The sequence below is a fragment of the Stenotrophomonas sp. FR024 genome (genome assembly GCF_047500745.2).
GTDB lineage: Bacteria > Pseudomonadota > Gammaproteobacteria > Xanthomonadales > Xanthomonadaceae > Stenotrophomonas > Stenotrophomonas maltophilia_A.
In genome coordinates this window covers 54,518-67,098 of record NZ_JAXAXM020000005.1, presented here as the reverse complement: position 1 = coordinate 67,098, position 12,581 = coordinate 54,518, and the positions used below count along the sequence as shown (strand labels likewise).

Here is a 12,581-nt window from a genome sequence, read left to right as displayed (position 1 = left end):
GTACACGCACCATGACCCTGATCCGCGCCCTGCCCTCCCTCGCCGACACCGAGCGCCCGCGCAACGCGAGCGTGCGTGAGCAGCTGCAGCAGCTGGAAGAGGTGGCCCGCGAGGAGATCCGCGAACTGCAGCAGCTGGCCGATGCGCGCCCTGCCCTGTCCCGCACGGACGACGCGCTGCTGGGTCTGGCGTGGGACCTGGGGTTGGATGGGGAAGCCTTGAGGTAGATCCACGCCATGCGTGGATGGTCTTCACCACCACCCGCTCCAAACCCATGGCATGATCCGCCCATGCCACCTACGGCTGGACACGGAGTGTCGTCGCATGAGCACCACGTTCATGACCTGGCTGGGATTTGCTGTGATGGTGCTCATCGCGGTCACCTTCACCTGGCGCCCCGCCTACGCCACTTTGCGGCCACCCCGGCATAGACCTGTCGCATTCCTGTTCGGCAGCCTGCTCTTCATGCTGATGGCCTTTCTATTTGCCTGGGCGCCGGCAACTGCCATCAACACCGGGCATGTTCATCTGAGCCATCACCGCTCCGGCACCATTGATGCATGGCGGGACATCGAGCCGATGACCTTCTGGCTGATCATCGTCGCGGAGTACGCGTTCGGGCTGTTGATCGCCAGCTATTCCATTGCAGGCATCGCATTGATGAAACGGTAGATCCACGCCATGCGTGGATGCATGCGATCGCCCTTCCACCCTCCATCCTTTCGGACTTGTTGCATGGCCTGGATAACAGGCACAGGGCACACTCGCCGCTCTCCCTCCCTGGCAACCGCATGACATTCAATCCGGAAGAAGCGCGAGAAACCTTCGAACAGTTTCTGATCATCATGGACGATCAGATTGAATGGATGATCGAACAAGCACAGCTCCGCGGCCTCGATCTTGACGGCAGCCTGGAGAGCCTTGATCGCTTGGAGGCGCTGTACACAACGATGGCTGCAACGTTGTCGGAGGACGAACAGGATGGCCTGAGGATTGTGTTTGCACGATATCTGGGCGATGTAGTGTGGGAGCATCACGGCGGCAAGTAGCTGGTTCCGGGCAACATCCACGCATGGCGTGGATCTACTGGGGTGGCGAAATCGCTATGGCATGATGCGCAGGTCCCGTTCATGGAAGACCGATGGCCATCGCCCTGATCGCCGTGCTGTTGATCGAAGTCCTGCTGCTTGTGCTGTGGGCGCCGTTCTTTTTCCGCACCGGCATCGTCCTGTTCAATCAGCGCATCGCCGCTACGCCCGCAGAGCTGGCGCAGCTTTCGCTGGCCGGGTTGGAGCATGATCTGCCGGCCGATACCTGGCTTCGCCTGGTGTTCCGCGCGCTGCCGGACGGCAGTATCGCCTTTCGCGAGAGCTTCGCGCCGAGCTTTGGCGGCCGCTACTTTCCGCTGATGCGCGGGCGGGTGATGATCGACGCGCAACGCAGGGAGGTGCGGGTGGTCGGGCGGTGCAGCTGGTTCGCGCTGGGCCTGACACTGATGCTGGTGCCCATCATCCTGGTCCGCCCGGCTGCGTCGCCGATGCTGGTGGCCCTGCTGCTGTTCTACATGGGCTATTTCATCCAGCGCCGACGCTATGTACATGTGGTGGAAGCAGTGCGCGCACGGCTTCGCTCCGAATTTCCGCAGCGAACGGTTGCCGCATTGCAGTAGATCCACGCCATGCGTGGATGATCGCAAGCACCGGCATTCGTGTCGACCAAGGTCGACACCTACCAGAGCGGTGCGTCGGCGTGCGGCGATCCCGGCGGGCATGGCCCGGCGCCAGCCTCAGCGCGCCAGCACGACCTCGCTGGCAGCGTCTGTGCGCCCGGGCGCGGCGTGCTGCTGCCGCAGCCACTGCGCCAGGTCGCGCGGGCTGAGCGGGCGCGAGTACAGGTAGCCCTGGATCTCGTCGCAGCCCTGGCGACGCAGCATGTCTTCTTCCTGATGCGTTTCCACGCCCTCGGCCACCACCTTCATGCCCAGTGCGTGACCCAGGTGCACGATGGCCTGGGTGACTTCGGCGGTGCCAGAGTCATGCAGCATGCCCTGCACGAAACTGCGGTCGATCTTCAGGCGGCCGACCGGGAAGCGGTTGAGATAATTGAGGTTTGAGAAGCCGGTACCAAAGTCATCCACCGCCAGCGGCACGCCGTGCCGTTCCAGCACGTCGAAGCAGTGGCGCAGGATGTCGGTGTCACGGATCAGCGCCGACTCGGTCAGCTCCAGTTCCAGCCTCTGCGGCGGCCAGCCATGGGCATGGCAGATCTCGATCACGCGTTCGGCGAAGCCACGATCACGCAGCTGCACCGCCGACACATTGACCGCGATGCGGTCGAAACACAGGCCGGCCCGGTCCCAGGCGATTGCCTGGCGGCAGGCTTCGTTCAGCACCCAGTCGCCGATGCGCACGATCTCGCCGCACTTCTCTGCAATCGGAATGAACTCGGCCGGGCTGCAGTAGCCGATGCCGGGCCGATGCCAGCGCAGCAGTGCCTCGATCGCCGGTGGCTCGCCCTGGTGCGCATGCAGCAGCGGCTGGTAGGCCAGGCTGAACTCTTCGCGTTCGATCGCGCCGTGCAGGGCATGCTCCAACTCAAGCTTGCGCTGGATGCGGGCCAATGCGTCCTGGCTGTAGTACTGGTAGGTGTTGCGCCCCGCTTCCTTGGCCGCGTACATCGCGGCGTCGGCGGCACGCAGCAGTGAATCGAAATCGGTCTGCGCATCGCCCAGCATCGCGATGCCGACGCTGGCACCGACCTTCAACGTGGTCTCGCCACGGCGCAATGGCTCGGCCAGCGAAGCGATCAGCTTCCGCGCCACGTGGCCGGCGTCTTCCGGCTCGGCCAGGTCGCGCAGCACGACGATGAACTCGTCGCCACTGAAGCGGCCGAACAGGTCGTTGTTGCGCAGGTTCTGGTGCAGGCGGGTGGCGGCGGCCTTCAGCAGCGCATCACCGGTGGCATGACCGAAGCTGTCATTGATGGTCTTGAAGCCGTCCAGGTCGATGAACAACATCGCCAGCGAGGTGCCGCGGTCGCGCGCTTCCTCGATGGCTTCGGCGGTCTGTTCGCCGAGCAGCACACGATTGGGCAGGCCGGTGAGCAGATCGTAGTGCGCCAGCAGCTCGATGCGCTCGTTGGCCTCGCGCTCGCGGGTGATGTCACGGAACAGGACCACGAACCGAGGCGGCAGGCCGTCACGGCGATCCAGCTCGATCAGCACCTGCACCCACACGCGCAGGCCTGACTGGCGGTAGAAGCACAGGTCCAGCTGTTCGGGCAGCCCGCCGCCGGCAATCCGGACCAACGCGGCATCGAAGGCATTGCGCGAATCCTCGGTGTACAGCGCCAGCGCCTGGTCGAGGGTGATCGGCTCCTTGCGCAGGCCGTGGATGCGGTAGCACTCCTCGGTCCACTGCATATGCCGGGTCTGCACTTCGATCTCGCAACCGCCGATGCGGCCCAGTGCGGAGACACGGTTCAGCAGCTCGGTGCGCCAGCGGATCAGTGCGTCGGTCTGGTGCTGTTCGGTAATGTTCTGCACCTGGCCGAGCAGGCGCTTGGGCTGGCCATCGGTGTCCAGCAGCGGCTGCATCCACAGCCGCAGATGCTGCGACGGTTCGTTGCCGCGGGTCAGTTCCAGTTCGATGTTGGCGGCCCGGCCATCGCGCCACAAGCGTCGCCATGCTGCGCGTAGCGCACCACGCGAGCGCGGATGCAGCTGCTTCAGCCAGCGCCGCTGGCCGGGTACGGCCCCCTGCTCCAACGCCAGCAGCGAACGCAGCTCCGGCGACCACCAGAAATGACTGCTGTTGGGGTCGAACGACCAGCTGCCCATGCTGGCGATGCGCTGGGCCTCGCTCAGGTGCAGCTGCTGTTCCTGAAGCAGCCCTTCCAGCTGCTTCTGTTGTTCGATATCGGTATGCGTGCCGACCATGCGCAGCGGCTGGCCATCGGCGGTGCGCGCGACCACGCGCCCGCGGTCCAGTACCCAACGCCACTGGCCATCGGCCTGGCGGAAACGGAACTGTGCGCTGTACTGCTCGCTCAAGCCACGCAGATGCTCCTCCAGTGCAGCCCGCACCTGTGCGATGTCCTCGCTGTGCACGCGGGCCAGAATCTCGGTAGCGGTTTCATCGCCCAGTGCCGGGGTGCGCACCACACGGTCGCTGGGAATGTCCCAGTCCCAGAGGCTGTGCCCGGCACTGTCCAGCGCCAACTCCCAGCGCCCACCGCCGCTGAGCGGCACCGGCTCGGGAATGCTCAGCGTGAAGGCCAGCAGGTTGCCGGCGCCATCATGCACCGCGCGCAGGTGGCCGTCGTAGTGGCCGTGCGGGCCGCCCGGCAGCGTGCAGGCCACGATGCCGCCATCGGCGGCCATCAGGCGCAGATCTTCCAGCATCGGCGCATACGCAGCCACGGTCGCCGGCAGGCCATGCTCGCGCGCAGCCGGATTGGCCGCCAGCGGGCGGCCCGTGCGGTCGACGATGACCAGCGCCGACGCAAGCGGGTGCTGCAGCAGGCTGGCGATGATCCCTTGGTCCACGCGATCTTGCTCCGGATGACACGCCCGTCAGCGGGGCACGCAGTGGTTAACGGCGCCTGCGGCGGATAATTGAGTGGTCTGGGCGCACCTGCGCGGTAAGATGGCCGGCGCCCCCTTCTTCCGCCCTGTCCATGCCCGCAGAACCGACCGGCAACGCCCCAGTTCCCGACCCGCGGATGGCGCAGGCGCTGAGCCGCGACCGGCGCCGGGTGGTGCTGAGCTACCTGGCGATGGCGCTGGCCTGGATGATCTCCACCGACAGTGCAGTGCAGGCACTGGTGCCCGACCCGCAGCAGGCGGCCTTGTGGCAGGGCCTGAAGGGCTCGTTCTTCGCCCTTGCCAGCGCCGGCCTGCTGTATCTGCTGCTGCGCCCGCTGGCCGAGCATGTGCTGCACACCCATGCACGCCAGCAGGCCTCCGAGCTGCGCCTGCGGCAGATGTTCGAAGGCAACCCCGGCCCGATCCTGGTCTACGACCTGGACACACTGGCGATCCTCGATGCCAATCCGGCGGCCTGTACGGCCTTCGGCTGGGACCGTGACGAACTGCTGGAGCAGACCATCGATTCGCTGTGGCCGCCAGGCCAGGACCAGGCACTGCAGACCAAGCTGGAGGCGATCCGCGAGGCACCGGAGGAACTGTGCATCCTGCGTACCCAGCTGCAGCTGCGCGACGGCTCCCTGCGCCAGATGGAACTTCGCTCCAATGCCATCAGCTATGACGGCCACAACGCCCGCCTGCTGATTGCCATCGACCGCACCGCTGAAGACCTGGCCCAGCTGCGCCGTGACCAGGCGCTGGCGCGGGTCGAAGAAGCCCACGAGCTGGCGCGCATCGGCGCCTGGGAACTGGACCCCTCCACGGGACTTGGCCGCTATTCGAACCAGGTCTATCGCCTGCTCGGTCGCCGCCCGCCCGAGGCGCGGCGCTGGCATCGCTTCGACGAACTGCTGGTGCCGGCAGACCCGGCCACCGCCACCCAGACCGAACAGCTGCTGGCCGAGCTCTGCTCCGGCGAGCCGGTCCAGGTGGACGTGCTGTTGCCGTTGCTGTCGATGGATGGGGGCGCCTTGATGGTGCATCTGCGTGCGGCCAGCGGCATCGACGAGGCCGGCCGCAACCGCGTGCTGGGCACCCTGCAGGACGTGACGGAGCGCGAGCAGTCGCGACGCCTGCTGCGCGAGCGCGAGGAGCAGTTCCGCGAGCTGGTACGAGTACTGCCCGACGGCGTGGTCATCCTCTCCGACGAACACGTGCTGTACGCCAACGCCTGGGCCGCCAGCCTGTTCGGCTATGGCAGCCACACCCTGCTGGGCGAACCCCTGTCAGCACTGGTGGACAGCGCCGATCTGGCCCGCGTGCGCAGCCAATTGCGTGCAGGCCAACCACACCTGGGGCCCGGTCACAGCAGCGTGGTGGCGATGCAGCGCGCGGATGGCCGCAGCTTCCATGCCGGCCTGGCGGTGGGCGAAGTGCGTTATGGCGGACGCGACTGCAAGCTGCTGATCGTGCGCGACCTGAGCGATTCCGAGCGCACCCGCAGTGCACTGGAAACCAGCAACCGCGAACTGCAGGCGATGGCCGGACGGCTGTTCTCGCTGCAGGAGGACGAGCGTCGTGCAATCTCGCGCGACCTGCACGATGACATCGGCCAGGCCATCACCGCGATCAAGCTGTCGGCGCATGCGGCGCAGGATGAGGACGATCCGAAGCGCCGTGGCGAAGATCTGGCGCAGATCGTCAGCCTGGCCGACACCACCGTGGCCAAGCTGCGCGACATCTCCACCCTGCTGCGCCCACCGCAGCTGGATGCACTGGGCCTGGAGGCGGCACTGAGCTGGCAGGCGCGTGTGCTGTTCCGTTCGTCGCCAGTGGAACTGCTGGCCGAGATCGAGCCGCTGCCGCATCGTCCCGACAACAGCATCGAGCAGGCCTGCTTCCGCATCGCCCAGGAAAGCCTGACCAACGTGCTGCGCCACGCCCGCGCCAGCCAGGTACAGCTGCAGCTGCGCGATGTCGGCCAGCGCGGCCTGCACCTGCAGATCCGTGATGATGGCGAGGGCTTCGACCCGGACGGTCCGCGCGGGCTGGGCCTGATCGTGATGCGTGAGCGTGCGCAGAGCGTCGGTGGCCATGTGCGGATCGAATCCGCACACGGCGAAGGCACCCTGATCGACGTACACCTCCCCTACCAGGCGGCCAGCATGGCCGCCGTTGAGTCACCGGAATACTGAGCCTATGTGGAATCCCAACCAGCCCCCGGTCAGCATCGATGATGCGCCTGATCGCCTTGGCGCCGGCAACCCCGAGCTGCAGGCGATGGTCGCCGAGGCGGCCTCGGGCGGCACCGCACTGATGTTGATGCACGTGGACATCGACCACTTCGCCTCGGTCAACGAAAACATGAGCGCCGAGGTGGGTGACCAGGCCCTGGTGCTGGTGGCGCAGCGGTTGCAGTCCTACCTGCGTGGTCGCGGCAAGCTGTGGCGCCACGGCAGCGATGAATTCCTGATCGCAGTGCCACGCACCGCCGACGTGCCATTGCCGGAGGACTTCGCAGAGGAGATCCGGCAGCAGATGGAGCTGCCGCTGTCGGTGCTGCCGTACACCTTGTTCATGACCGGCAAGCTGGGCGTCAGCCTGTGCCCGGACCATGCCAGCAGCACCTCGCGCCTGCTCGATCATGCCGAGGATGCGCTGTACCAGGCGGCCCGCGAAGGCGGCAACGCGGTGCGCATCCACGCCGTGGATACGCCACCGAGCGCGCACAGCGAAAGCATCATCGCCCGCCAGATCGTGGACGCCATTCCCAACGGCGAACTGAAACTGCGTTACCAGCCGCTGGTCAGCGCCCGCGATGGCCACGTGGTCGGCATGGAAGCGCTGCTGCGCTGGCAGTCGCCGACGCTGGGCATGCTGGTGCCGGAGCGCTTCATGCGCACGGCAGAGCGGCTGGGCATCATCGTGCAGATCGGCACCTGGGTGCTGGAAGGCGCACTGAAGCAGGCACGCCTGTGGCGCGACCAGGGCTTCGACGACTTCACCATCGCGGTGAATGTCTCCACCCTGCAGCTGCTGCGGCCCAACTTCTTCGCTGAAGTCATGGGCCTGATCCAGGCCGCGGGCGTGCCGGCACAGATGCTGACGCTGGAGATCAACGAAAGCGCGCTCACCAACAACGTCAACTTCGTGCACGAGACGCTGGCCAATCTGCGCAACGAAGGCATCAGCCTGAGTCTGGACAATTTCGGCACCGGCGATTCCAGCCTGAGTGCACTGGTCCGCTACCCGGTGGACAAGCTCAAGATCGACCGCAGCTTCATCAAGAGCGCACCGGCCGGCAACCGTGAGGCGGCCATCGCCCGCGCGATCATCGCCATGGGCCATCAGCTGGGCATGACCGTGATCGCCAACGGTGTGGAATCGCAGGCCCAGCTGGGCTTCCTGCGCCGCAACGACTGCGATGTGTTCCAGGGCTACCTGTTCGGCGAACCGATGTCGGCCGATGCCGCCGGCATGACCCTGCGCCGCCGCTACCTGCGTCCGGAAGCCTTTGCCGAGACCCGTCCCGACCGCACGCTGCTATTGCTGGACGACGAAGAGAACGTACTGCGCTCGCTGGTGCGCCTGTTCCGTCGCGACGGCTACCGCATCCTGGCCGCCGGCAACGTGCGCGATGCGTTCGACCTGCTGGCAATCAATGACGTGCAGGTGATCCTGTCCGACCAGCGCATGAGCGACATGAGCGGCACCGAGTTCCTGGGCCGGGTGAAGATGCTGTACCCGGACACGATCCGCCTGGTGCTGTCCGGTTACACCGATCTGAACACCGTGACCGACGCGATCAACCGCGGTGCGATCTATCGCTTCCTGACCAAGCCGTGGAACGACGACGAGCTGCGCAAGCACATCCACCAGGCGTTCCGCACCTACGAGGAGCAGCGCCGCAGCAACGCCGGTCCGGCGCCGGTGGAAAGCGGAGATGGCGGCGAGGATCGCCCATTGCGGTAACGATCCCCTCTGGTAGCGCCGGCCGCTGGCCGGCTGCTCTCGATGCCCGGTCCAATGGGATCGCCGGCCAGCGGCCGGCACTACCCGAAGCGCGGACCCGGTCGGGGACAAGCCCTGGTAGAGCCGGCCGCTGGCCGGCTGCTCTCGATGCCGGGTCCAATGAGGTTGCCGGCCAGCGGCCGGCACTACCCTGAGCAGTCAGCGCGGCTGCTTCACCGGCAGCACCACGCGGAAGCGCGAGCCCACGCCTGGGGTACTGTCCAGGTCGATGCGGCCGTGGTGCTTGTTGATGATGCTGTAGGAGATCGACAGGCCCAGGCCGGTACCGCTGCCCACCGGCTTGGTGGTGAAGAACGGATCGAAGATGCGCTGGCGCAGTTCCGGCGAGATGCCACCGCCGGTGTCTTCAAACTCGACCCACACGTGATCGCCATCGACGCCGGTGCGCACGGTGATCGTGCCGCGCTCGGCGATGGCGTGGCCGGCGTTGAGCAGCAGGTTCATGTAGACTTGGTTCAATTCCGACGGCAGGCACTCCACCAACGGCAACTGGCCGAACTCCCGCACCAGGGTGACCTTGTACTTCAGCTCGTTCCAGATGATGTTGATGGTCGATTCCAGACCCGCGTGCAGGTCGACCAGCTTCCACGACTCGTCGCGGCCGGAATACGAGAAGTCCTTCAGATCACGCACGATGCGCGTCACCCGCTCGATGCCTTCGCGCGACTCGGCCATCAGCTGCGGCAGGTCGCGGCTGATGAAATCGATGTCCAGGCGGTCACGGATATCGTCGATCTCCGGGATCAGCGCCTTCGGGTCCGGCGCCCGCAATGCGCGCTCGTAGGCTTCGATCACGGTGAACAGGCTGCGCAGGTACTCCTGCAGGCTGCCCAGGTTGGAGTGCACGTAGCCGATCGGGTTGTTGATCTCGTGCGCGACGCCTGCGGCGAGCTGGCCGATCGAGGCCATCTTCTCCGACTGCAGCAGTTTTTCCTGGGTACCGTTGAGGCGCAGGTAGGCCTGCCGCAGCTCTGCATGGCGCTGCTGCAGTTCGCGTTCGTAGTCTTCCTGGCCTTCGATGTGGCGGAACAATGCCAGGAAGTGGCCCTGGCCCACCGGGCCGTGGTGATACAGATGGGCGATGACCACGCCCTCGCCCAGCGGCAGGCTGCCGTTCCAGTGACCATGCTGGCGCGCCTGTTCCAGCGCATCGGGCGGCAGCAGTTCACGCAGGCGCTGCGGCGGTGGCAGACCGCCGCCCTCACCACTGGCCAGCAGGTTCTGCGCAGCCGGGTTGGCCAGGGCCACCTGCCCGTCTTCGGTGAACAGCAGCAGCCCTTCGCGCAGGCGCTCAAGCAGCGCCTGCAGCACCGGCTGCGGCGGAAGGGGGGCGGTAACCAGGGCATTGGCAGCGGACACGGCGACTCGGGGCATTCGAACAGGCGCCCAATATACGCGGTCGTGCGGCGGGCTTCAGCCCGCGGGGGTGGGATGTGCGACCGCCGTCGCGTCAGGCGATGGCGAGTGGACGCCGCGCAGTGACCGTATGCGACTGGCCCTTGGCATCATAGGAGGAGGATGCCTCGGTACGCCCGAGCTGGCGCAGCGCCCAATCGACCTCGCGGCGCCGGCGCGACAGCAGCACGCCATTGGCTCGGTTGCGTTCGGCCAGTTCCTGGAGGTGATCCCCCTCACCAAGCGGCGGCGTGCCTTCCAGTGCACGCAGCGCCTCCAGCTTGGCACCGGTCGCCCGGATCAGCGCGTGTACGTCATGATCGACCAGCGCCTGACGTTCAACGTCAAGCGCCTGGGCCAGCCGCTGCAGTTGTTCGCTCATCGGCGCGGTCATCCGTGCAGCTGCTGATCCAGCTCAAGCATGCGCGATGCGATCGCGTCCGGATTGATCTTGTAGGTGCCGTTCTGCAGCGACTCGCGCACTGCGGCCACACGCTGGGTGTCGATTGCCGGGGCGGTGGTCAGCTCACGCTCGATGGCCTGCAGATTGGTGGCCTCGCCGGTCAGGCGCAGGCTGTCGGCCGCTTCGACCGGGCGCGCCGCCGCATCGGTGCTGACGCCGGGCTTGTTGGCCGGGGTCGTCACGCTGCGCAGTGCCTGGGGGACCTGCAGGTTGCCGTCGATTTTCTGGCTCATGGGGTGTCCTGGAGTTGCCGTTCACAAGGGATAACGGCCGCAGGGCCGTGATCTTTAGGGATATTTTGCGGTAAATCAACGCGCCACGATTACGTCACCGGCGGCATCGACCGTGCCCTGCACGATCCGCCGCGAGGACAGGTTCTCCACCGAGACCCGTTCGTTTTCACCGGCATCGCCCATCGCACGGCCTGCAATACGGACCTCGACCGAGCCACGACGCGAAACCAGGGCCACATTGTCTCCTCGCTTGATGAGACGCTGCACCACCAGATCGTTGTTCGACAGCAGGGCTCCGGCCTGCAACGGACGGCGGGCGATGCGGCCGATCGCTGCATTCGGATCGGCCAGCACCGCACCGGCAATCCGGGCGGCGTCACGCTGGGCAGTGGTGATATCGGCGGCGGTGAGGGTTTCTCCAGTACCGATTCCACGGTTGAGCACCAGCACGGTCTGGTTGCGCCGCACCTTTACTGGTACGAACAGGCGCCACCCGCCGGCATCGGGGCAGCTGACTTCAACCGTGGTGTTGGCGGTGGGCTGCACCTGCAGCGCGCCACCACACCTGGGCAAGCGCAGCGCATCGGCCACCTGGGCCTCGCCCTCGCTGCCTGCCGGCAGCGTCGACAACGCGGCGGTGCGGATACTGGCCACCGGCTGCCAGTCGGCGGCATCCGCCCACGGCGAGGCCAGGGCAAGCGCGATGGCGAAGAGCGATGTGACCCGGCGCATGGCGCCTCCTGTCGAAGGGATCTGGCCCAGGTGCGTGCAAGGGGTGTGCCAGAGCGGCTTGTGTAGAGTCGAGCATGGCTCGACTCTACAAAAGCGCTCAAGTTCGGCGCCCACCCCGCCGATACAGCAGCCATGTCCCATGACCTGCTCAACCGGATCGACCAGCGGACCCGACTGGCCGGCCACAATCGCCTGGCGCTGCTGCTGTTCCGCCTCGGCGGACGTCAGCTTTTTGGCGTCAATGTCTTCAAGGTGCAGGAAGTCCTGCGCCGCCCGGAGCTGTTCCAGGTGCCCGGACTGCCCAGCCAGTTCGCCGGCGTGGCCGACGTCCGTGGCCGCTCGGTGCCGGTGCTGGACCTGGGCCTGGCCATCGGCCACCCCGAGCGTGAGCCCGATGCGGACACCTCGCCCGGCTACCTGGTCGTGACCGAGTTCAACCGCTCGATCCAGGGCTTCCTGGTCAGCGGCGTGGAGCGCATCGTCAACATCGCGGTGGAAGACATCCACCCGCCACCGGAACTGGGCGCCGAATCGAGCTATCTGACGGCGGTGACGCGCTTCCAGGGCGAGTTGATCCAGGTGATCGACGTTGAAAGCGTGCTGGCCGATATCGCCCAGGTACGCGGTGAAGCAGTACTCGACCCGGCGATGGCAATGCCCGCCGACGGCCCGCAGCTGCAGGTGCTGGTGGTGGACGACTCTCGTGTAGCCCGCCAACAGATCCGCAGCGTGCTGGACCAGCTTGGGGTGGGCGCCACCCTGCTTTCCGACGGCAAGCAGGCGCTGGACCACCTGCTGCAGATCCAGGCCTCGGGCGAGAACCCCGCCGAGCGCTACGCCATGGTCATCTCGGACATCGAAATGCCGGCCATGGACGGCTATACGCTGACGACGGAAATCCGGCGCCATCCGGGCCTGGCCGGCCTTTACGTCCTGCTGCATACCTCGCTGTCGGGCGTATTCAACAATGCGATGGTCGAGCGCGTCGGCGCCAACGCCTTCGTCGCCAAGTACTCGCCGCACGAACTGGCCGACTTCGTGCTGGACCGCCTGCGCAAGGTCGCGATGGCGGCCTGAGGCCTCTGATCCGGTAGTGCCGGCCGCTGGCCGGCTTCCCGGATTGTCTGTGGTTGCCGGCCAG

At 66.5% G+C, this 12,581-nt stretch carries 12 protein-coding genes; 7 read left to right on the top strand and 5 right to left on the bottom strand.

Features of this window, described 5'->3' with window-relative positions; translation table 11 throughout:
* Positions 1-11 precede the first annotated feature (11 nt).
* The 4 genes from ACMZ91_RS07410 (at position 12) to ACMZ91_RS07395 (ending at position 1,669) form a co-directional block, all read left to right on the top strand.
* Positions 12-227: a hypothetical protein gene (locus ACMZ91_RS07410; protein ID WP_049399379.1), complete on the top strand. Its 216-nt coding sequence runs from the start codon at positions 12-14 to the stop codon at positions 225-227.
* A gap of 97 nt (positions 228-324) precedes the next feature.
* Positions 325-672 carry a hypothetical protein gene (locus ACMZ91_RS07405; protein WP_049399381.1) on the top strand — a complete coding sequence of 116 codons (348 nt, stop codon included), beginning with the start codon at positions 325-327 and terminating at the stop codon, positions 670-672.
* Positions 673-791: 119 nt separating this feature from the next.
* Positions 792-1,049: a hypothetical protein gene (locus tag ACMZ91_RS07400; protein ID WP_223224721.1), complete on the top strand. Its 258-nt coding sequence runs from the start codon at positions 792-794 to the stop codon at positions 1,047-1,049.
* Between the two features lie 92 nt (positions 1,050-1,141).
* A complete protein-coding gene (locus ACMZ91_RS07395; protein ID WP_414576468.1) occupies positions 1,142-1,669 on the top strand; it encodes a hypothetical protein in 528 nt (175 codons plus the stop codon).
* A gap of 117 nt (positions 1,670-1,786) precedes the next feature.
* Here the strand turns inward: ACMZ91_RS07395 and ACMZ91_RS07390 are convergent, their stop codons facing one another.
* Positions 1,787-4,546: a bifunctional diguanylate cyclase/phosphodiesterase gene (locus ACMZ91_RS07390; RefSeq protein ID WP_414576466.1), complete on the bottom strand. Its 2,760-nt coding sequence runs from the start codon at positions 4,544-4,546 to the stop codon at positions 1,787-1,789.
* A gap of 131 nt (positions 4,547-4,677) precedes the next feature.
* Between ACMZ91_RS07390 and ACMZ91_RS07385 the strand changes: the two genes are divergently transcribed.
* Together ACMZ91_RS07385 and ACMZ91_RS07380 are read left to right on the top strand one after the other, a co-directional pair.
* Positions 4,678-6,780: a sensor histidine kinase gene (locus ACMZ91_RS07385; RefSeq protein ID WP_414576464.1), complete on the top strand. Its 2,103-nt coding sequence runs from the start codon at positions 4,678-4,680 to the stop codon at positions 6,778-6,780.
* A 4-nt stretch (positions 6,781-6,784) separates the two neighbouring features.
* The gene (locus tag ACMZ91_RS07380; protein WP_032127372.1) at positions 6,785-8,557 is read left to right on the top strand and encodes an EAL domain-containing protein; all 1,773 of its coding nucleotides are present in this window, start codon (positions 6,785-6,787) and stop codon (positions 8,555-8,557) included.
* A gap of 198 nt (positions 8,558-8,755) precedes the next feature.
* On the opposite strand, the gene ACMZ91_RS07375 is transcribed toward ACMZ91_RS07380, so the two are convergent.
* From ACMZ91_RS07375 to flgA, 4 genes are all read right to left on the bottom strand, one after another.
* Positions 8,756-9,976: an ATP-binding protein gene (locus ACMZ91_RS07375; RefSeq protein ID WP_019337422.1), complete on the bottom strand. Its 1,221-nt coding sequence runs from the start codon at positions 9,974-9,976 to the stop codon at positions 8,756-8,758.
* Between the two features lie 91 nt (positions 9,977-10,067).
* Positions 10,068-10,406, bottom strand: coding sequence for a flagella protein (locus tag ACMZ91_RS07370; protein ID WP_049399388.1), 339 nt, complete (start codon positions 10,404-10,406; stop codon positions 10,068-10,070).
* On the bottom strand, positions 10,403-10,708 hold the full coding sequence (flgM, locus tag ACMZ91_RS07365; protein WP_164079861.1) for a flagellar biosynthesis anti-sigma factor FlgM: 306 nt from the start codon (positions 10,706-10,708) through the stop codon (positions 10,403-10,405). The genes ACMZ91_RS07370 and flgM overlap by 4 nt, the downstream gene beginning before the upstream one ends.
* Positions 10,709-10,783: 75 nt before the next feature.
* Entirely contained in the window at positions 10,784-11,440 is a 657-nt protein-coding gene (gene flgA / locus ACMZ91_RS07360; RefSeq protein WP_132810065.1) for a flagellar basal body P-ring formation chaperone FlgA, read from the bottom strand.
* A 132-nt stretch (positions 11,441-11,572) separates the two neighbouring features.
* On the opposite strand from flgA, the gene ACMZ91_RS07355 reads away from it, so the two are divergent.
* The gene (locus tag ACMZ91_RS07355) at positions 11,573-12,517 is read left to right on the top strand and encodes a chemotaxis protein (protein WP_032127374.1); all 945 of its coding nucleotides are present in this window, start codon (positions 11,573-11,575) and stop codon (positions 12,515-12,517) included.
* Positions 12,518-12,581 lie beyond the last annotated feature (64 nt).